At 70.1% G+C, this 19,153-nt stretch carries 17 protein-coding genes and 3 pseudogenes; 4 read left to right on the top strand and 16 right to left on the bottom strand.

The window, feature by feature from the left end; translation table 11 throughout:
* Window positions 1–38 precede the first annotated feature (38 nt).
* Complete coding sequence (locus STRCI_RS00095; RefSeq protein WP_269656686.1) at window positions 39–806, bottom strand: IclR family transcriptional regulator; 768 nt, start codon at window positions 804–806, stop codon at window positions 39–41.
* Window positions 807–977: 171 nt separating this feature from the next.
* On the opposite strand from STRCI_RS00095, the gene STRCI_RS00090 reads away from it, so the two are divergent.
* A complete protein-coding gene (locus STRCI_RS00090; protein ID WP_269656685.1) occupies window positions 978–1,445 on the top strand; it encodes an ATP-binding protein in 468 nt (155 codons plus the stop codon).
* A gap of 52 nt (window positions 1,446–1,497) precedes the next feature.
* On the top strand, window positions 1,498–1,641 hold the full coding sequence (locus STRCI_RS00085) for a hypothetical protein (protein ID WP_269656684.1): 144 nt from the start codon (window positions 1,498–1,500) through the stop codon (window positions 1,639–1,641).
* A gap of 903 nt (window positions 1,642–2,544) precedes the next feature.
* Here STRCI_RS00085 and STRCI_RS00080 read toward each other — a convergent pair.
* The 10 genes and pseudogenes from STRCI_RS00080 to STRCI_RS00040 all read right to left on the bottom strand — a co-directional run.
* Window positions 2,545–2,784 (bottom strand): annotated as a pseudogene (locus STRCI_RS00080) (hypothetical protein); the annotation flags it as partial.
* 90 nt (window positions 2,785–2,874) lie between these two features.
* Window positions 2,875–4,743 (bottom strand): annotated as a pseudogene (gene fxlM / locus STRCI_RS00075) (methyltransferase, FxLD system); the annotation flags it as partial.
* Window positions 4,744–5,013: 270 nt separating this feature from the next.
* Window positions 5,014–5,349 carry a DUF6087 family protein gene (locus STRCI_RS43500; protein ID WP_418953295.1) on the bottom strand — a complete coding sequence of 112 codons (336 nt, stop codon included), beginning with the start codon at window positions 5,347–5,349 and terminating at the stop codon, window positions 5,014–5,016.
* A 53-nt stretch (window positions 5,350–5,402) separates the two neighbouring features.
* Entirely contained in the window at window positions 5,403–6,533 is a 1,131-nt protein-coding gene (locus tag STRCI_RS00070; RefSeq protein ID WP_269656683.1) for a methyltransferase domain-containing protein, read from the bottom strand.
* Window positions 6,533–7,498 carry an ATP-grasp ribosomal peptide maturase gene (gene tgmB / locus STRCI_RS00065; RefSeq protein WP_269656682.1) on the bottom strand — a complete coding sequence of 322 codons (966 nt, stop codon included), beginning with the start codon at window positions 7,496–7,498 and terminating at the stop codon, window positions 6,533–6,535. The genes STRCI_RS00070 and tgmB overlap by 1 nt, the downstream gene beginning before the upstream one ends.
* Window positions 7,498–7,794, bottom strand: coding sequence for a putative ATP-grasp-modified RiPP (tgmA, locus tag STRCI_RS00060; RefSeq protein WP_269656681.1), 297 nt, complete (start codon window positions 7,792–7,794; stop codon window positions 7,498–7,500). Before tgmA ends, tgmB begins: the two co-directional genes overlap by 1 nt.
* A gap of 249 nt (window positions 7,795–8,043) precedes the next feature.
* On the bottom strand, window positions 8,044–8,706 hold the full coding sequence (locus STRCI_RS00055) for a hypothetical protein (protein ID WP_269656680.1): 663 nt from the start codon (window positions 8,704–8,706) through the stop codon (window positions 8,044–8,046).
* Window positions 8,707–8,823: 117 nt separating this feature from the next.
* On the bottom strand, window positions 8,824–9,069 hold the full coding sequence (locus STRCI_RS00050) for a hypothetical protein (protein ID WP_269664803.1): 246 nt from the start codon (window positions 9,067–9,069) through the stop codon (window positions 8,824–8,826).
* Complete coding sequence (locus STRCI_RS00045; RefSeq protein ID WP_269656679.1) at window positions 9,066–9,608, bottom strand: hypothetical protein; 543 nt, start codon at window positions 9,606–9,608, stop codon at window positions 9,066–9,068. The genes STRCI_RS00050 and STRCI_RS00045 overlap by 4 nt, the downstream gene beginning before the upstream one ends.
* Window positions 9,609–9,840: 232 nt before the next feature.
* Window positions 9,841–11,025: a helix-turn-helix domain-containing protein gene (locus STRCI_RS00040; protein WP_269656678.1), complete on the bottom strand. Its 1,185-nt coding sequence runs from the start codon at window positions 11,023–11,025 to the stop codon at window positions 9,841–9,843.
* A 90-nt stretch (window positions 11,026–11,115) separates the two neighbouring features.
* Between STRCI_RS00040 and STRCI_RS00035 the strand changes: the two genes are divergently transcribed.
* Together STRCI_RS00035 and STRCI_RS00030 are read left to right on the top strand one after the other, a co-directional pair.
* On the top strand, window positions 11,116–11,664 hold the full coding sequence (locus STRCI_RS00035; protein ID WP_269656677.1) for a flavoprotein: 549 nt from the start codon (window positions 11,116–11,118) through the stop codon (window positions 11,662–11,664).
* 538 nt (window positions 11,665–12,202) lie between these two features.
* Window positions 12,203–12,403 (top strand): annotated as a pseudogene (locus tag STRCI_RS00030) (XRE family transcriptional regulator); the annotation flags it as partial.
* A 146-nt stretch (window positions 12,404–12,549) separates the two neighbouring features.
* Here STRCI_RS00030 and STRCI_RS00025 read toward each other — a convergent pair.
* The 5 genes from STRCI_RS00025 to STRCI_RS00005 all read right to left on the bottom strand — a co-directional run.
* On the bottom strand, window positions 12,550–15,645 hold the full coding sequence (locus tag STRCI_RS00025; protein WP_269656676.1) for an NACHT domain-containing protein: 3,096 nt from the start codon (window positions 15,643–15,645) through the stop codon (window positions 12,550–12,552).
* Between the two features lie 281 nt (window positions 15,646–15,926).
* A complete protein-coding gene (locus tag STRCI_RS00020) occupies window positions 15,927–16,829 on the bottom strand; it encodes a replication-relaxation family protein (RefSeq protein WP_269664451.1) in 903 nt (300 codons plus the stop codon).
* Between the two features lie 462 nt (window positions 16,830–17,291).
* Window positions 17,292–17,744: a hypothetical protein gene (locus STRCI_RS00015; protein WP_269656675.1), complete on the bottom strand. Its 453-nt coding sequence runs from the start codon at window positions 17,742–17,744 to the stop codon at window positions 17,292–17,294.
* 574 nt (window positions 17,745–18,318) lie between these two features.
* Window positions 18,319–18,873, bottom strand: coding sequence for a hypothetical protein (locus STRCI_RS00010; protein ID WP_269656674.1), 555 nt, complete (start codon window positions 18,871–18,873; stop codon window positions 18,319–18,321).
* A gap of 60 nt (window positions 18,874–18,933) precedes the next feature.
* A partial coding sequence (locus tag STRCI_RS00005; protein ID WP_269656673.1) for a hypothetical protein occupies window positions 18,934–19,153 on the bottom strand: 220 nt, incomplete at its 5' end.

The raw sequence follows: 19,153 nt of genomic DNA, 5'->3' as shown, positions 1-19,153 counted from the left end.
GACCGCCTTCCGATGCGTTGAGATGCGCTGCGAGGGACCTACCAGCGGGCGGCCCCCAGGTTTCGTGAGATCGCCCGGGCGGCCTCACGGAGCAGGGTGAGCAGCTTGAGTTCCGGCCGGCCCCTGACGTCGCAGATCCGCTCGACCGGGCCGGACAGGCCGATGGCGCCCACCGCGAGGCCGCCGTGCCCCCTGATGGGCGCGGCGACGCCGGCTTCCCCCATGCTCATCTCCTGTACTTCGGCGCCCCAGCCGTTCTCCCGGATCTCGGCGAGGGCGTGGGTCAGCTCGTCCGCGTGGGCCAGGGTGTGCCGGGTGTACGCCTCCATCCCGGCGTCGACCGCCGAATCGAGGTTGGCGGTGCCGAACGCCAGCAGCACCTTTCCGAGCGAGGAGGCGTGCAGGGGAAGCAGTGCGCCCACATCCAGGGTCTGGAGGGTGTCGTCCGGCCGGAAGACGTGATGGATGACGAGCACCCGGCCTTCCAGGGGAGTGCCCAGGCGGACCGCTTCGCCGCTGCGGGCGGCCAGGGCGTCGGCCCAGTTGATCGAGTGCGATCGCAGTTCGTTCACATCGAGGTAGCTGGTGCCGAGATGCAGGAGGGCCGCCCCGAGCTGGTACTTCCCGGTCGCCGCGTCCTGCTCGACGAAATCCACGTGCTGGAGTGTGCGCAGAATGCCGTGGGTCGTCCCCTTCGCCAGCCCCAGCGAGACGGCCACCTCCCCGAGCCCGAGCCGACGGGGGCCCGCGGCGAGCAGGCGGAGAATTGCCGCCGCCCGTTCGATGGACTGGACGGGACCGGCCATACCGCGATTCTAGATCCGCCTTCCCCGTCCCGTGTCGGCCATGGCACGGCGGTTCCCCCCGATCTCGACTTGCGTTCGGTAATGCCGACCGACGTTTATTGACCGGTTTCTCATCACTTCATAGCGTGCGTGACGTCGGCACCCGTCGGCACCGTTCGTCGAGGAGGGCAGATGGCCGCCCAGCTCAACATCGTCGGCCCCAAGGCAGCCGATCGCCTCGCACCCGACGCTGTCGATCATGTCTGCCCCGTGCCACACGCCCCGGGGGCGGTGCCCGTCGTCCGCGGGCGGGTCCGCACCATACTCACCGAGTGGGGCCTGTCTCCCGACGCCATCATGGACGCACTCGTGGTGGTCTCGGAGCTCCTGACCAACGCGCTGGTCCACGCCCTGCCACCGGCGACGCTGCGCTTGTCGTGGGTCCGCTTTGACGGACGAGGGGCCCTGCGCGTGGAAGTCACCGACGCGGGACCCGTCCTCGCCGGTGACGGGCTGGGAGCCCAGGACCCGGACGAACACGGCCGCGGCATCGACATCGTCACCGCGTTGGCTGCCCGCTGCGGCATACGCGTTGACACGGAGGGGATCACACGCTGGGCCGACCTCCCCGCGGCCTGGTCCACTGACTCGCAGGGCTGACCCGCCGGGCCCCGAGGCCACCGGGCTGAAGCCCGGCGATCCGGTCATCCTCATGGCCCTTCCGGACGCGAGCGCCAGGGGCAGCTACGCCGAACACCACACAGTCCCCGCGAGCCAGGTCGTCACCCGGTCTGCCGCGCTCGACATCTCGCAGGTGGCAGCGATCTGGGTCGCGTACTTGACCGCCTACGGCTGAGGGTGAGCTTGAGGCACCTCGCTGTCCTTGAGTGCGAGAGCCTTCAACTGTTCCGCGGTCAGGGCGAGTCCAAAGGTCTTCGAAGGCTCTGTTGACGCCTACGCCGACGCCCCGGTCGAGCGTCCGGCCTCCGTCGAGCGCTTGCTCGCCTGCACCGTCGCAGCCATCCTTGGCCACTCGTCCACAGCTCGTGAGCCGCTCACGCAGGGACCCCGCGGATGGCCGGCCAGGGCCTGGGCGGACATGACGGGGCCTTGGCGGGGCGGTACGGCGAGGGCCCGCCGCAGATTCGACGGCAGCCACGGGTCGAAGCCGATTCCGGGGACGGACCGGTTTGGACCACTGGCGGCCGCGAGGGCTCGCGGTGGCGTGGATGGGGCCGGTGGGTGTGTCGATGGTCAGGGTCGGGCGGGTCAAGGGCTGCTGCTCCTGCGACTCCCGGGGTTCGGTGGGATGGGTTGGGGGTCTGGCGCCCGATGCTCGGCGTAGGGGGAGGGAGGCGGGCGTCGGGGCGGCAGTCCGTCGGTGGTGTGCTGGCGAGGGTGGGCGTCCACACCCCCGGTACCGGGGTGGGGCGTGGACGGCGTCTGAAGGGGATTACTCCTTGGGCGGTTTGCGTCGGTGGAGGTTGCCCCGGTCGGTCAGGCTGGGGCGGTGGTCACAGGGACGGTCCGCGGAGCGGCGGCCGTGGAACAGGATGACCTTCCCGTTGAGCGCGTGGGCGTTGACCTTTTCGGTGGCGCCGGGAAGCGGCGCCCTTGTGATTGCAGTATCCGTCCGGTGTGATGGCGGGCTTCTCGCTCATGGGCGCTCCTCGGCGGTGGTGTGGGGGCGGTGCAGTGCGGGGGCGTGACAGATCACGAGTGGCGCGGCGTCGTGTGTGGAGAAGGCCGCGGCGGCCTGGTGGAGTTCGGCCGTGTCCATGGGGTGCAGCCACCCGTCGCGTACGTCGGGCAGGCCGAGATCAGAGGCGATGAGCGCAGCCTGGTTGTAGACGGCCGATGCGAGGCCCTGGTCGGTCCTCTTCACCGCGGTGTCGGCGAGTTCGGCGAGCGCGTGCACGCGCTGGGGAAGGGGCAGGCAGGCGGGCCGGAACCGGGCGACGAGCGGGAAGCGCTGGGCTGTGCGTCCGTGCGGGTCCATGGACTTCCCCCTGGGACTGAGTGGGAACTGCTGAGGTGGCGGTGGCCGTCGGTCGTCCTGCGGCGGCCACCGTCCGCTACTCGTTGGGCGTCACTGCCAGTCGACAGCGATGCGGTTCAGCGGAGTGTCGAGGGTGAAGAGGCCGGGGCGCTCGATGCTGGGGGCGTCGAGGGGCTGGATCTCGAACGTGGCCTCGCGGTCACGGAATTCGCGGTCCCAGGTACGAATGGCGTCAGCAACCTTCGCGGTCAGCTCGTCGCTGCCCGGGCCATGGCCGATGACGCCGAACTCCCAGAGCTTGTCGCCCTCGGGGGTCTTCTGCTCCGACAGACGCCGTGCCAGATAGGTGACGGCACCCTTGTCGACGACGGCGGTCGACGAGGGGTAGGGGTCCTCGGTGAGCAGAGTGCCCTTGGCGCTCTGGGGGAACAGCATCCGGGTCAGGCCGGAGGGAAGGGAGCAGGAGACGAACAGTTCCATCCACTCCGGCGACTCCATGGCTTGGACCGTCATGCCAGTCCATTCCTCGGTGCGGGGTTGGTCCAGGACGCCGGCAAGGGCATCGGTGTCGATGTTCTGCCCGGCGGGGGCCTGGAGCCGGACGGTGCCGTCCGCGCTGAGCGGGATGACGCGTCGGTCGTCGTCGGCGATGCCCCGCCGCAGCGGCATGAAGGTGTTCATCTCGCTGCCGAGGGACAGCCATCGGCCGTCGCGCTGCTCGTAGGCGATGGACCGGGACACCGTGCCTTTGAGGCGCTGGGGAACAAGGAGCCTGCCGCCGGGGGCGAGCTGCTGCAACCAGGCGTGCGGTACGCCGTGCGCGCCGACGGTGGCGATGATCCGGTCGTACGGTGCTCCCTCGGCGTGGCCCAGGGCCCCATCACGGGTCACGGCCTGGACGTTGGTGATCCCGGCGGCGGCGAGGTGGGCGCGGGCGTCTTGGACGAGGTCGTCGTCGACGTCGAGGGTGGTCACGTGTCCGCTCTCGCCGACCAGGTGGGCGAGGAGTCCGGCGTTGTAGCCGGTGCCGGCGCCGAGTTCGAGGATCCGTTCGCCGGGCTGGGCGTCGAGTTGGTCCAGCATGAGGGCGACGACGCCCGGTTGGGAGGCGCACGAGATCGATGTGCCGTCGGTGTCGTATTTGATGTGCACGGGTGCGTTGGCGTAGGCGTCTTCGAGGGACGCTTCGGGCACGAACACGTGGCGGGGTACGGTCCGCAGCGCGGTCTCGACGGCGGGCGTGCGGGCGTGTCCGTCCGCACGGAGCTGGTCGACCAGGGCGTTACGGAGGCGCTCGGCGTCCGCCGTGGAGGTGGTGATCGTGTCGGTGTTCACCGCGCTGACGCTATCGATCTCGGCCGTTGCCGTGTCGGGCGACGCGGTGTGGTCACTCGTTCCCATGACTACCTCTCGTGCGATGTGGGACAGGGCGCTCTGGTCGTCTTGGAGGAGACCGGCGCGGTTGGCGTGGAAGATCACGTGGTGGCAGATGACGGCCCGTAGGCCGCGAGTGAGGGCGCCGCGTGCTGCGAGGTCGGCGAGCGTGGCGCCGGTCCGCTCGAAGGCGGTTACCCATTCCTCGTGCCCCTGGAGCGGGCCGTTCGGTCGGCAGAGGCTGTAGGTGTCGGCGGTCATGAGCTTTCGCGTTGCCGGGGCCAGTTCTGCGGCTCGTTGGGGTGGCAGAGGGTTGGTGGCGGGCCGGAGGGTGGCGACCTTCGCCCATACGTCGCCCTGTTCGAACCAGTCGAGTCCGGCGCCGCGCATCATGGCGCTCGCCAGGAGGACGGCGGTTTCCCGGCGACCCAGGTGCTGGGGACTCATCTGGTAGGTGAGCAGGTGGCGACAGTCGCTGTGGAACAGCTCGTGGGCGGCGTCCATGGCCTGCGGACCGCCGAACGTGTCGGTCTCGGGCTCGTATATGCCGGGCAGACACGAGATAGCCGCGCCGTCGGCGACGAGAGCCAGGTGCGGCTGGAGTAACAGGTACTGCAGGCCGAAGCCGAAATCGCTACCCGTCTTCTGCCGCGCCCGATGCTGGGCTGGGCCTGCCGCAGCCGCCCGGTACGGGGAGGGGAACAGCCGGGGATTCGAACTCGGCGCTCCAAGATAGGCGGCCCCCCGGCATGCCTGCGGCCGCCGTCGCATCATCCCCGGGCGAGGGGGGTCTGCGGGGGTGTAGCGGAGGGGCGGGTCGGGTGGTTGCGAGGCGGGCTGGCCAGGGTCCGCGGGTCAGGGATGCGGGGCTTGTGGCTGGTGCCATGGTTGGGTCGGCCGCCACGGTTCGGGCCTTGGGGGCAGTTTGCTGAACGTGGGGAGCGGGACCCGTTCGGCTCGGTCGTCGGCGTCTTGGCCTGTCTCGCTGGCGGCTGCGGCGTGGTCCTCGGCGATCCCGTCGGGTGTCCACTGGTATCCGTCCCACTGCTGGATGACACGTGGTGCGTCGGGGTCGGTGTGGGCGCCTTGCTGCGGTTGGTCGCTGAGTGGGGTGGCCCGTCGTTCCCCGGGTGTGGGACGGCGCTGCTCCCGGCGTGCTGCCCACTCCTTAAGCGGTTCGGACTCGTCCATGTGGGTGCTCCCTGCCGTGTGGTTAATCCAGTCTGCTGTGTGCCTGGCCGGGCCTACAGGGTTGCCGTCCACCCCCCGCGGGAGAAGGTGGTCGTCCCGTCAGGGCTGATGGTGGCCCTGGCGCCGTACACGGGCAGCTCGCCGTGCTCCAGCCACCTCCAGCGGATCGCTTCGAGCACGTCGTACAGGCGGCGCGGCCCGCCCTGGTGGACGGTGGTGGTGCGGTCGCCCGGTGCCGTGCGTGCGCGAGCCCAGGAGCCGTCGGGGTGCAGCATCCACGCCATGCGGCTGCCGTCCTCACCGGTGCCGGTGCGGTGCTCGATGCCCGGCGCGGCCAGGGAGAGCATCGACCACACCTCCCACGCCTGCATGACGTTGAGCACGGGGAACGGCGAGACGGAGACGTCGCCCTCCTCGGTGCTCGCCGTGGTGAACAGGCCACTCAGACCAGGCGGGTAGTCGTCGCTGGTGCGGGTGGTCATGAAGGAAGCCCGGTCCCACTCGACGCGCCCGGCGGCGCCGCCGTCGTCGGTCTTGTCGGCGGTGATGATCAGACCGGTGCCGGTGATCGTGGTGACCAGCCGCCCGCCGGGCGCGAGGGCCGTCAGCCAGGAGGCGGGAATGCGCGGCATGGACACCATGGACACGATGCGGTCGAACGTGCCGGGCAGTTCGCTGCCTGCGTCGGCGGTGACGACGGTCGGGTGCAGGCCGATCCGGTCGAGCCGGTCGGCGGCGGCCTCAGTCAGGTACGGGTCCACGTCCAGCGTTGTCACCAGGCCGTCACCGAGCCGGTGACAGGCCAGGGCGGCGCTGTACCCGGACCCGGTGGCCAGGTCCAGCAGCCGTACCCCCGCGGTGAGGCGACCGTGCTCCAGCATGGTCACGACGAGACTCGGCAGCGTCGACGACGAGGTGGGGAGCCCGGTGACCGGCTTGCCGAGGGCGGCCAGGTCGGCGTGTACGGGTCCGACCCGGGTGACCAGCGTGGTGTCCGAGTAGGCAGCGTCCGCCCACATGCCCTCATCGGACGGGCCGTGGAAGGCCGTCCACCCCTGAGCGTCCGGCGTGAACCAGCGCTCCACCAGGACGTGCCGCGGCGTCTGTCGGATCGGCCCCCACCAAGCCGATTCAGGGTGGGTGACCTTGGCCGCGAGGGCTGCCGCGTGCGGCTTCCAGTCCATCAGGCGACTCCTTGCAGCTCATCAGCGATGGCTTCGACGATGGGGAGGCCGGTCGCTTCCTGTATCCAGTCCCACTGGCCGCACGGGTTGACCTCCAGGAACGTCCACCGTCCGTGAGGGGCCACGATGAAGTCTGCCGCACCGTAGCGCAGTTGCAGCCGTGCCATCAGGCGCCGCATACCGACGACGACGTCCTCGGGCACCGTGGTGGTGGTGTAGGTCAGCGCCCCGTAGTCCCTGCGCCAGTCCTCGTGGGCTGCCTTGCTGCCGGCGTGGATCGCGGCGGCGAGCATCCGCTGGCCGATGACCGTCAGCCGGACCTCATGCGCCTTGTCGACCCACGCCTGGAAGAGGTGCGCTGTCGTGTCGATGCCGCGCAGGTCGGCCAGGTCGGACCTGGTCAGACGCTGCGTGTAGACGGATTTGAGCTGCCCGTCCTCGATCAGCACGGGCGACGCCACTGGCTTGCAGATGATCGCACCGCCGTGCTGGATCGCGAAGGTGCGCACGTCGTTGGGCTGGTTGGTGATGAGCGTCGGAGGGATGCGCAGACCGCACTCGCGAGCGGCGGCGAGCTGCACGGGCTTGTACTCCGCGCGCGCCATGCAGGTCGGGTGGTTCACCCATCGGCAGTCCAGTGCGGACAGGACTCCGCCGAGGCCGGCGCGGGCCTGGGCGGCGGCGAATCTCTCCTCCGGGCCGGACATTCCCGTGGGGAACCGGAACGCCCCGGGGGCACGGTAGTAGACCGCGCCGACCCGGGACAGCTCCACCGTCCGGTGGTCGGTGGTGAGTTCGCCCGTCCAGCCATGCCCCTGGTCGATCCTGCCAGCCAGGGTGAGCCGCTGCGGGAAGTCGGCGGTGTCCATGCGGAACACCTCGGCTCCGCGGTTCTCCAGCTCGACGACGACCCGGTCAGTGGGCCAGTCGTCAGCCGCGGCGACGATCAGGACGGGCGCGGTCATCAGTCCTTCGGCCCCTCGTCCAGCGGCGGCGGGTTGCTGGTCGAGCCGTCCGGCACGGTCGGCGTGTGCGTGTTGGCCATGCACGTCAACAGGCCGCCGTCGTCGGAGATGTTGACCTGGCGGCCGTGGTCGTAGGTGTGCTGGGGAACCCGGGCGGCGCCGGTGGAGTCGGGGGTGCGGGCGAACCGCAGGGCCCACGGTCGGGTTCGGGGGCTGGAGGGCGTCTCCGCGCTGAAGGGGGTCCGGCCTCCGGGCGGGGTGAGGGGGAACGCCTCCCGCTCCAGTGCTGTCGTCACGTTTGTACTCCTCGTGGTGGGTTGTGGGGATAGGGGTGGGTGGGCTCGTTGCAGGGGTGGAGCCGGGGACTCCTCGGGCCCGCCTGGCGTCGGCCGCCTGTCCTTCGTGTGGCCGGCCAGCGCGTCTGGCCCCGGCGCGGGGCGGTGACTTCGCCGTGGGGAACACGAGTCGGTTCAGCTCTCCGTGCTGGGTGTGCTTGCCGTCCGGTGGCCGCGGAGTCCGAGGTCGTGCGGTCGCCGGGCGGGGGTCTATGCGGCCAGTTCCAGCTCCTGTAGCAGTTCCTCCAGGTCGAGGACGCGGAAGGAGCTGAGCCGCCGAATCAGCTGTGATCCGAGGAGGGTCGGGAGGTTGGGGTGGCCGAAGGGCAACGGTTCGTCGGGCTGCGCCACGGCGTGCACTTCGTTGCGGGCGTTGAGGCCGTAAATCGTCCCGTGGACTCCGTACAGGGGCGCGCTCCGGGCGAGGAAGACCATCGGGTTCTCCTCCAGGTGCGGGCAGAGCGCCGCAGCCGCGCGGGCGTGCTTGGCGCACACGGGAGGCTGGTTGGTGCAGATCGTGGGCCGGGTGGGGTCCTGGTCCTTCGGTCCGGCGAGGAAGATGAAGCCGAGCGGTGTGCGGGCGGGCTTCGCGCAGACCTGGCAGTGAAGGCTCTGCATGGTGATCATCTGCCGGTAGGGGTGCATGAGCTTCCAGTGCGGGGCGCCGGTGGGCATCTGCCGCCCGTCCAGGGGGTTGAAGCCGCAGCGCGCCCACAGCACCCCGCGCAGGGGCCTGTCCCTGGGGTCCTCGTCGCCGTAGTACAGCCGTGGTCCCGAGGCGTGCGGAAAGATGAGGAGGTTGTCCGGCGCGGCGTCCTCGCCCTGCCGCTGGGTGATGAAGGGGATCAGGGAGGGTCCGGTCGCGGTGCGCACGGAACGGGTCTTCTCTCGGGTCGGGGCGTGAGGATGGAGGGGAGCAGGAGGCGCCGGTCACGGCTCCTTGCTGAGGCACTGGTTCGCCGGGGCGCGGAGGCTGCGTCAACTCCACGCTCATGCTTGGGGGCTTCTTCGCCTCAGTGCGTGTGCCAGTTGCAGGGCGACGTCGGCGCGGACCTCGCCCAGCTCGATGAGCCTGGGTTGCGACGAGGCCGAGTTGACCCAGAGCCCGGGGAGGGTGATCCCGGCTTCGTCGAGGGCTGTTCTCAGCGTCTCCATCGCCTCGAAGGGGTCGACGACCACCTGGGCGGTGTCCGCCGGCCGTGTGCTCGTGGCCTGGTGAGGCTCGGTGCCGGTCACGGCGTGGCCTCGCCTTCGTCCTGGTCGGCGAGGGCTCCGCCCGCCATGGCCAGGGTCAGCACGTCCGGTACCTGGCACAGCTTGCCCGGCCGGGGCACGGGAACCGTCCAGTACGAGCAGAGCGTGCCTTGGTCCGGCTCCGTGAGGTCGGGGCGGGGGACCCCGAGGTAGGTGCCCTCTCCCAGGCACTGGGCGGCGGGTGCGCGCCAGTGGGGGGCGGTTCCGGGCGGGACCAGGGCGTAGTAGCGGCTGCCTGCGGGGTCGTGGATGACGGGTCCGCCGCACAGGTGCCGCGCCATCCGCCGGGCCACGACCGGCAGATCGTGGCTGGCGAACGCGTGGTGGGCGACGGCCGCGGGGATGCGGACCGCGTCGAAGCGCCGCCCCAGCGGGATGAGCGCCAGCCGGGCCTCGCCGTCCCACTCCCCATACGGCGTGGCGGGCGAGGGGTGCGCGGAAGCGAGCCACGCCTCAACGCCACTCGTCGTGGGCGGACTCGATGGAGCTAACGCCTCACTCCGGGCCGTACTGTTCGTCATGTCGACGCTCCTCAGCGGCGTTGGCCAGCCCCGGAGTCGTTCGCGCGGCTGCCGGGGCGCACTTCGCGACGCATGCTGCGGGCCGCGCGGACGTGCGTGCCGACGCTCTGGGAGCGGTCTGAGCACGCGTCATTGCGCCGCCTGCGCCTCGTCGTTGACCAGGTGTAAGAACAGCGTGACGCTGCGAGAGGCGTGGAACTCTCACAGTTCTGTGAGAGTTGCCAGAGCCCGTTTACAGGCCGACCCAGGCCGCCATGTAGGTGAGGGTGTCCGGGGTGCGCCGGGACATGTGCACGAGACCCGTGATGGTGTCGCGGGCGGCGGGGTGGTACCGGGTCTGCTCGGGGGCCACACGCCGGGCCTCGAGAAGCGACTTCAGGGCGGACTCGGTGTGCCCGGTCTCCATTTCTGTGCGGGCCTGGTCGATGAGGAAGTGCGCACGGCGGGAGGCGGCAAGCTGTGGCGGCAGCTTGATCTTCCGGGCCTGCTTCAGCGCGTCGTCGTACCGGCGCATCTCCACGGCGGCGGACATCCTGTGCAGGGCCACGTTGGACGGACCGAAGCTCAGCCAGTGCACATCGGAGGCGTCGCCGATCCGCCTGGCGATCTTCCTGGCTTCGCCGATGTGCACAACGACTGCCCCGACGTTCTCAGAGCGGGCCGCGATGACGGATCCACCGAGGTGGAGCTGCCCCGTGACCGCCAGAGCTTCGCGGGTTGTTTCCGCCTGACCGACGATGGTGTGTCCTGACGCGATGAGCCGCTGCCCGATGCGGTACTCGCCCTCGCGGAAGTACACCAGTGCCCGCATGTACTGGCGGACTGCGCCCAGACACGGGTCACCGGCGCGGTCGGCGGCCCACGCCATCCGGTCCAGGGCGACGGCCGAAAGGTCGTAGTAGCCGAGCTTCACGCTGATGTCGTGCGCCGTCCGGTAGAGCGAGGCGAGCGCCCGCCACCGCTCGGTGGACGGATCCGACCACGCGGTGTGCGTGAGCTCAGCGATCAGGCCCGGAAGCCTGCGAGCCGCGTTCCGCAGATGCGTAGCGCGGACCTCTTGGCACAAGTGGTCGGCTCCGGCGATGAGCTGGTGGGCCGGCCGTGCGGTCAGGTCCGGGTTGGGCCCGAGGTCGTACAGGTCGAGAGACTCACGGATGGGACGTACGAGTTCTGCGAGCCGGTCGCGTTGCAGTTCGGTCACATACGGCTGCCCGGTCAGGACGGTCACATCGACGTTCAGGGCTTTGGCACACGCAGCGACGAAGTCGGCTGTGGCCGGGCGGGCGCCGCATTCGACCTGGGTGAGCAGACTGTACGAGTACGGCAGCAGGTCGGCGAGTTGGCGTTGTGTGAGCCTGGCCAGTTTGCGCTGTTCCGCGATCCGGGCGCCCGTGTGGTTGTCGTCCAGTGGGGGCATACCGGTCTCCGTTCTGAGCAGCCACTGGGAACAGTACCGGCCCCCGACTGCCTTCAGAGCGGGGTCGGTTGCCTGTGGTCGGATGGGACCATGACGACTGATCGCGTGCTCTACCTGTTCGGTTCCGCAGCCCCGCCCGTCTTCGACGTCGACACGGTGATCCAGCAGGCGCAGGCCCGCGGCTTCGAGGTGTGTCTCGGCCTCACCCCCACCGCCGCGCGCTGGCTGGCCCCGCGGCTGGCCGGGCTGGAGCTGCTCACCGGGCACCCTGTGCGCAGCGAGTACAAGATGCCCGGCGAACCCGACGTATGGCCGAAGGCGGACGTCATCGCCGTCGCGCCGGCGACGTTCAACACGGTCAACTCCTGGGCTCTGGGTCTCACCCATGACTTCGTGGTGGGGGTTGTCGCGGAGGGCGTCGGCAAGGGCATCCCGATGGTGACGATGCCGTGCGTGAACGCCGCGTATGTGCAGCACAGCCGGTTCGAGCGCAGTATCACCGAGCTGCGGGACATGGGGGTCCGAGTGCTGTACGGCGAGGGCGGCTTCGTGCCGAACCAGCCCGGCCAGGGAAAGCCGAAGGAGTACCCCTGGCACCTGGTCCTCGACGCTGTGCAGGAAGCGGCCGGTGCGACATAGGCACCTGCTGCTCGAAGAGTCAGCAGGTGGGCGTCGTCGAATCGGTACCCGCATGCGTCGTCCGCGGCCGCCGCGACCAAGGCCTTCGCGAGCAACTGCGGGTCGGCCGCGTGCTCGTGGCACTGCCGGGCGAACAGCTTCGGGGCCACCTGGTCCAAGACCCCGTCGTGCAAGCGGCACCAACGGACCTCCGAGGGGGCCTGCGCCTGCCGGCACGTCGCCGCCGAGGCCTGGGCGAGCCCGAGCCGCGGCCGGTTGTCGTGGAGCTCCGCCGCCAGATGCACCGCCGCGCCCTCGTTGATCCGCAGCCACTCGCCCATCGTCTGGTCGGTCGACCACTGCCTGAGCGAGACCCCGTTCCACCTGTACGCCCTGCAGTCTCCGATCCAGTGGACGCTGCCCCGGCTGGGCACAGGCGAACACCGCTGACGCGTGCGGGCGCCGCTGGTAGGCCGCGGCCATCTGCCCGGCCGCCATCAACCCGGCCAGCCCGCTGACCGCGGCTCCGCCATGGGTGATCACCGCCAGCGTGATCGCCGCGCAGGACGCTATGCTGCGCGCGGACCCCGCCGACCATCGGCCGGTGTGGATGCTTGCCTTCTACGACCAGTCCGAGCTGGACTCCCTGGCTCTGTCGGCGCACTTGGCGCTCGGTGATTACGCGACCGCCGGGTACCACGCCCACCGCTGCCTGTCCGCCCTGCTGCCCCACATGGTCCGCTCCCGGGCCATCACCACCCCCGGAGGCGGTCAGTGTGCTGTGGGTGTGCGATATGGCCGTTTGGATGCGGCACCGGATCGGACACGGCAACTCGTTGCCTGGTCCCGGCCATGCTGGTTGCCGTGACCGGCGTCCCTTGTGGGTCCGGGTCGCGGGTGGAGGCGTCAATCCCCGGTCCGGTGTTGGTTGAGGAGTTGGGTGATGAGGCGGCCGAGTCCTTGTTCGTTGCGGTCGATCGCTGTGTTCGCGTCCTGCACCCACCGCTGGTCCACCGGGTGTCCCGCGATCCGCCACTGTTCCAGCATGGCCGCGAGGTAGCGTTTGGTGAATTCCGGCCGTGCCGGGTCGAACGCGTAGATCGCCCGGAGCGCGTCCAGGTGGAGTTCGGACAGTCCGCCCGGAGTACCTGCTGTCCCTGACTCGGCCCACAGCCGCACCAGCAGGTGCGCCGAGGACGCGGCCCGCCCGTCCTCCCGGCGCGCGAAGCCGGTCACCAGATCCCCGAACCCGGTCTCATACAGGCCCTGCACGGCCCCCAGCAGCATGTCCACGTCCCCGTCGCACAGCAGCCCGCTGTCTCTGAACAACTCGCCGGAGTCGCGCATGGCCCACCCCCAGATCTCGCCCATCCTGGGGTGGATGTCATGCTCCGGCCCCCAGTTACGGGACCAGAACGGGTCCGGCGCGGATGCCGGCTCCGGAACACGTTCGGCCGTCTGAGGGTCTGTCAGCCCTACCGAGACCTCGCGCCGGCCCTCGTGCCACACGCGCTGGAGCCTGACGTGTGTGACGAGCCCGTGCCACTCGGCCGCCAGCAGCTGCGACTTGGCCAACCACATCAGCGAGGTCCACCCCTCCACGGGATCGTGGGCTGCGGGGAAGAGCTCCCTGCCGTGCACGGGCTCCCCCGTGGCAAGGGCAAGCAGCAGCAGGTTGGTGCTGTGCAGGGCGTGCCGGGCCGGTACCGGCCGCTGGGCGGGCCGGTAGTCGGCGTACAGCGAGGAGCGCCGCTCCCGCTGCACCTCGTGGAAGAGGTCCAGGAGCAGCGCCCGCACCCGGGCTCGGCGCTCGTGGGGGAGCGGGTCCAGGGTGTCGATGAGGAACCGGATCACGGGGGTGCGGGCGCACAGCGCGGCGTACGAGAGCAGGGCGTGCAAGAACGCGTCGTCGGGCGCGGCGCTGCGCGTACGCCGGGCCTCAGGCCGGGCCGCGTCGGCCAGTTCCAGCAGCTCGCTCGCGACGAGCCTGGCAACGAGGAACTCGCCGAAGGTCGCGTGCGCGAACTCATACGACCGCAGCAGCTCGTTGTCGCGGAAGGCCTCGGCGCGGTGCACGAAGAAGAACCGGCCGACCGTCGCCTGCCCCCGGCTGACCGGTGCCCGCAGACCCGCCGGGGATACGGGCGGGAACTGGCGCGGCAGCAGCACGGCCAGGTCGGCGTCGAGCTCGTTGTCGGTCACCCACTGCCGGCCCCGGTTGAACATGGCGAGCGCGGCGACGGACAGCCGCAGCAGCTCCTGCTCGGCGGCGTGCGCCAGCTCACGCTCGGGGAGCGAGGGGGCGTGCTTGAGCACCTCCCGCCGGGCGAACCGCTCCAGTAACCGCTCGTACAGGTCGAATCCGGCGATGTCGTGCGCCTCCCGCTGGAAGGCGTTGTCCTGCGCGTCGTACAGCGCGAGCATCAGCAGCAGCAGCGGCTGGCCCGCCAGGTCCGGCTGGCACAGCACGCGGTCCGCCTCAAGGGGCTGAAGACCGCGCTGTGCGAAGTGCCCGGCGTTCTTGCCGTTCCACAGCTGAAGCCACTGGCGCGTCTGGGCGGGGCTGAAATCCTCCAGCCGAACCGCGATTCCCCGGGAGGTGAGCCGGGCACGGTCGGCGACGGCCGTCCGGCTGGTGACCAGGACCGCGAGAGGGCGGCCGAAACCCGCCTCGCGACGCTGGAAGGCGGCGACCTGCTCCAAGTAGTCGGACTGGTTGAGGCCGGTCGCCTGGAGGAGCTCGTCGAAGCCGTCGAGCAGCACGACGGGCAGCGCGCCGTCCGCAGCCCGCACGACAGCAGGCCAGTCCATCGTCTCGCCAGTGGCCTGACGCACCGCGTCCTCGATCTGCTCCTGCACGCCCGCATCAGCGGGGACGCTACGCAACGCCACCCGGACCACCAGGAAGTCATCGACCGGCAGCCGGGCCGCGAGCACCTTGGTCAGGTACGACTTGCCGGAACCCGGCTGACCCAGCAAGAGCACCGGCGCCTGGGCGGCAAGCGGCGCAACGAGCAGTTCCGCAAGGAAGGCGTCCAAGCCCGAGCGGCGTTCGTACGCCTCCCACCAATAGTCCTGGTGGATCGCGCCGTCCGCCCGCCGGTACTCGGCCACCCGGAAATCAGGGCTCACATACGCCTCGCGCAGAGCGGGCACGACCATGCCGTCGGCAATCTCCTCAAAGGAGCCGAGCACCGACCCATCCAGACCCATCACGCCCGCCCGGTGGAGCGCGGCCAGCCTGCCGGGCGGCAGAGCGCCGTCCACGACCCGGGCAAGGGAGTCCTCCAGGCTCACCAGCACGGCGCGGGTCGCCCGGTGGTCGGTGCGGTCAATCCAGGCCGCGACTTCGGGGAAATCCGCCGTGAGCTGCCGGAACAGCTCCTCGTAGCGCTCAACGGCCAGGGCAGGCACCCGGTCGGCAAGGACGGACCCGACCTCCTCGCGGGCCTCTGCTGTCAGGTCGTCCCACACCGCGCAGCCCGCCACATAATGGGCCGTCAGCTCAGCCGCCTGCGCGTAGTAGCCGAGGAGCTCCTCAAGGGTCTGCTCATACGGGAGGTGGGGCGAGGGCACGGGGAGGCCGGCACGGAGCAGGTGCTCAGCGACGGCCGCGAGCCGCTCCGAATCCGGGGCCCGCCCCGTGCTCAGGTGCACCGACTCAACCCGGCTCACCCCTAGCTGCCGGTGGTCGAAGGGCAGCTCGACCTGTCCCATCGCCTCGCTGTAGCCGGCGATGACGAGGACCGCGTGGGCGGCGGCAAGACGCTCGGTACGGCCGAAGCGGCTGAGCCCCTGGAGCCGTTCGGCAAGACCCGACACCAGGTTCCGGCTGAGCTCAGCCAGCTCAGCCTTGGCATCAAACAGGCCCAGCACCAGATCGGGCGCCGGCCCCGCCGCGGAAAACAGCGCCCCGCCAACGACCCGGTCGAGAGCGGCGAGCACAGGGCCGCTACCGCCGAGCAGCCTGACCGCGTCGCCGTACCCCAATGGCCCGAGCATCGGCCGCTCCCTCCCCCACTGCGCTGCCGGGAGCATGCCCTGTTCGCGGCCGCCACAGCCAGCCTGACTCTGAGCGATTGGCAAGTCCTGCTGCTCATCACAGCCGCGGCAGGAAGCCCCCGGCGCGCCCCGGACCCTGCGCGCTGTGGCCACGCCTGATCGTCGACAAGCAGAATCAGCAAAGCGTCCGATCCCTCGACTCCACCATCGAACAACCCACCTCCATCACCCCCGCCTCTGGGAACCGCCGACTTGGCGGTATGCGCGCACCGCTGAGGTGGTTAGGGGTGGTGGTTGTGCATCCACCCGGTCTTCTGGTCGGTGTCGTGGATGGGGTGCCATATGGGTGCGGTGGGTCCGTGGTGGCGGAGGGCGGCCATGGGCGTGGCGAGGACGGGGACCTGCCGCAGGAAGCCGGCCACTGCCGGTATCTGGATGGTGGCGTGCAAGGCGCTGATGCGGTTGTCGATCCCGGCAGGCCCGGTGCCGTCCAGGACGAACAGGAGCCGGGGGAAGATGGGATAGCGTCGCCGCCAGTCCTCTTCCACTTCCCCCAACCCCACCCGGCGCTGTGTCCCCGGTATGGGTGCGGGAATGTACTGGTGCAGGCGGGCGTAGGCGGTGAGTTTCGCGGCGAGACGTTCGGGCCCCATCGTCGCCCGGTCCACCTCGACGAAGGCCCTCAGCATCGCCCCGCCCCCTCCGCCCTCACGGGCACGCCGGTAGTACAACAGCGCGTCGGGGGTGACCGCCTCACCGCCCCCAAGGGGGTGGTAGACCTCGGGGATCCAGTCCAAAGGCCGACACACATCCCCGCGGCGGCGCGCGTCATGCAGGAAAGCCAGCCCTGTCTCCGTCACCGCCAGCGTGTGGCCTGCGCGCAGGCGCGCTGCTGTGGGGTCGGACAGGAGCTTCGGTGACCGGCCATCACGCAACTCCGACCATTCAGAGGCCACCTGCACCCCGTAAAGGGAGGGAAACCACACCCGCATCCGCCCCGCCCGCGGCAGGGTGATCCGATCGATGAGCCCTTCCTCGCACAGCTTGGCCAGCCGCCGCCGCGTCTGCTCGGCCCGCACCCCAGGTGCAATCACCCGATGCATCTGCTCGGTCGTGGCCATCCGGTACTGCACCAGCACCGCCAAAGCCAGCCGATCCACACTCCCAGCATCCGTATCCACCATCAGCAGCAACCCCCGCCCGGATAGGGCGCGGCACCGCCTGCCCGGCGCCACGTCTACCGGACAGGCCATCAGCCGCCCCCACCCATCACGGCGACCATCACGCCCCGACCACGGTCACGATGCGATAACCCCGCTCCCAGCCGGGCCGCAATCCCCGCCACCAAACCCGACCCACAACCCCGCCCACAACTGCACCTACACAGCACCCGCCTTGACAGCGTTTCACCAGCTCACCACGCCCGCACGGGCATGGTCGACAGCCCGACATCCCCCTCTGCACACCCTCGTTGCCCCCGAAGACCAGAAAAAGAAGAAAGGGAAAAGGGACGGGACGGGGCGGGCGGCGCGCATCGGGGGAACCGGGGCGCTGCTTCCTGCTGCGCGGCGGCCAGCGCCCGCCGCGCTTCGCGCCCCGAGGTCCCGCGGCACGCCCCCCACACCGACCGGCACCGGCAGGCACTGTCAGGCTCCGGGATCGCTGCCCGGCTCCTGGCCCTGCTCGTACAGGGCGCGAGCTTCCGCGACAGCGCGCTGCCAGCTACGCGCCACACCGCCATGCTCACGGGCGAGTTCGGCGGCCAGCCCGCGACGGTGGCCGCCGGCCTTCCGCAGTGCCTTGAGTGCTATCTCCACCGCCCGCTCACGCTCCGCCCTGCTGTGTCCACCGCCTCGCGCACCCTGCCCATCGCCGGCCCGCCGCCCCGACACCCCCAGCAAACCGGTCCCCACGTCCTGCTGCCAGGCCGCCCAAAACGCCTCCACCGCCTGCTGATCGAAATAGTGCATCCGCTCCACCGTGCACACCACCTCCGGATGCCGCAGCTCCTTCGGCTGCCGATCCCGCTGCGCGTACCACCGCGCCACCGTCGAGGACGCAGCCCCCGTGTACCGCACGATCCAGGCACGGCTGACCACCCACCGCCCCTCACACAGCCGACGCAACCGCCCATCCTCCACAGCCCACCACACCCCGCCTCACCCAAACCAGGAGCACAACCGCCGCCGCACCCCCGCACACGCCCTTCGCATCACCTACCATAAAGAAAGCCTCACTCGGGCGAGTGAGCAGCTGGCGGGGAATACCGGACCAAGGTTTGCCGACCTTACCGGACCACAAATTCCCCGCCAGCCAAACCCCAACACCCCAAACCCCACACCACAATTCCAGGCGCGCGGTCTGCTCCGCAGACGCGATGCGCCGCCGCTACGCGGCGGAAAAACCCCGAGCAGAACCGTGATGCTCCGCATCACCAAAAACAAGGCAACCCGGCATCGCTACGCGACGCACAAAAAACAGGAGAGGGAGGAGCGCCGCGCCCCGCACCACGGGACACGACACCCCTCCCTCTCCTTCTTTGGCTCTGCGGCGCTCCGCGCCACTGAAAGCCCCGGGGTGCCGGCCCAAGCGGGCCAGCACCCCGCACTCCCCGGCGGGCCAACGGGGCCTGAAGCGGGCGGGGTTGCCATCCCCGCCCGCACGCAGCCCCTGTTACAGAACGGTGTAGGCCACCGGCGGGTAGACGGACTCAGCCCCGTCCCCATCCTCATCATCCGCAAGACAGTGGACTCCGAACGCGTCGGTGAACAACGCCGGTTCACGCTCCCCGATCAGCTCCTGCGCTCGGGCGGCATCACACTCCGTCAGCGTCCCCCAGTCCAGGTCCCACGCCTGCACGGTGTAGGACGGGCCGCCAGCAGCCACGGGGGAGGGGGAACGCAGGTACATCACGCCGTAGGACAGCGTCTGGGCCAGTCCGCAGGCCAACAGGAAAACGAAGTTGTCGAAGAACTTCGGCTCCACGCCCACCAAGTCCTCCGCGCTGCCCTCGCCTTGCACCGTGATGGGGAGCGTGGCGCTCAGGACCTGGTCCTGTCCTTCCATGCCGACTCCGAGCCGGACGACGTGCTCGCCGGGTGCCAGACGGGCCATCAGGTGTGCGAGGACGACGTGGGCTTCCTCGCGGGCTTCAGCGAAAGCGGCGATGGAGACGGGCTTGAGTTTTGCCATTTTCGTGTTCTCCTCTTGTTTCTCGGGCGAGTTCATGGTTTCTGATCCGGAAGAGTTGCCGCCCCTCCAGACACTTCTAACTATACTGATTACAAGTCAGGTCTGTAACACAAATTCAAGCCAACCGAAAGCTAAAACGCGAGGCGCAGGCTGGCCCAGCCAGCCGCTTTTCAGGAATTCGCGGAGCGAATTCCTGCGTTCAGATCGCGGAGCGATCTGAACAACCGTCACGGAGTGACGGTCCATCAACTGCCTTGCGGAGCAAGGCAGTTGAACCGCCGCGTAGCGGCGGCGCGTCGTGTCTGCGGAGCAGACC

The organism is Streptomyces cinnabarinus (genome assembly GCF_027270315.1).
GTDB classification, from domain to species: Bacteria; Actinomycetota; Actinomycetes; order Streptomycetales; family Streptomycetaceae; genus Streptomyces; species Streptomyces cinnabarinus.
This window is presented reverse-complemented; position numbering and strand designations above follow the sequence as displayed.

What these genes read in the sequence shown, in the direction of transcription:
- STRCI_RS00095 (WP_269656686.1), bottom strand. Translation starts at nt 806, where the DNA reads ATGGCCGGTCCCGTCCAGTCCATCGAACGGGCGGCGGCAATTCTCCGC.
- STRCI_RS00090 (WP_269656685.1), top strand. Translation starts at nt 978, where the DNA reads ATGGCCGCCCAGCTCAACATCGTCGGCCCCAAGGCAGCCGATCGCCTC.
- STRCI_RS00085 (WP_269656684.1), top strand. Translation starts at nt 1,498, where the DNA reads ATGGCCCTTCCGGACGCGAGCGCCAGGGGCAGCTACGCCGAACACCAC.
- STRCI_RS43500 (WP_418953295.1), bottom strand. Translation starts at nt 5,349, where the DNA reads ATGGACGAGTCCGAACCGCTTAAGGAGTGGGCAGCACGCCGGGAGCAG.
- STRCI_RS00070 (WP_269656683.1), bottom strand. Translation starts at nt 6,533, where the DNA reads ATGGACTGGAAGCCGCACGCGGCAGCCCTCGCGGCCAAGGTCACCCAC.
- tgmB (WP_269656682.1), bottom strand. Translation starts at nt 7,498, where the DNA reads ATGACCGCGCCCGTCCTGATCGTCGCCGCGGCTGACGACTGGCCCACT.
- STRCI_RS00045 (WP_269656679.1), bottom strand. Translation starts at nt 9,608, where the DNA reads ATGACGAACAGTACGGCCCGGAGTGAGGCGTTAGCTCCATCGAGTCCG.
- STRCI_RS00040 (WP_269656678.1), bottom strand. Translation starts at nt 11,025, where the DNA reads ATGCCCCCACTGGACGACAACCACACGGGCGCCCGGATCGCGGAACAG.
- STRCI_RS00035 (WP_269656677.1), top strand. Translation starts at nt 11,116, where the DNA reads ATGACGACTGATCGCGTGCTCTACCTGTTCGGTTCCGCAGCCCCGCCC.
- STRCI_RS00025 (WP_269656676.1), bottom strand. Translation starts at nt 15,645, where the DNA reads ATGCTCGGGCCATTGGGGTACGGCGACGCGGTCAGGCTGCTCGGCGGT.
- STRCI_RS00020 (WP_269664451.1), bottom strand. Translation starts at nt 16,829, where the DNA reads ATGGTGGATACGGATGCTGGGAGTGTGGATCGGCTGGCTTTGGCGGTG.
- STRCI_RS00010 (WP_269656674.1), bottom strand. Translation starts at nt 18,873, where the DNA reads ATGAACTCGCCCGAGAAACAAGAGGAGAACACGAAAATGGCAAAACTC.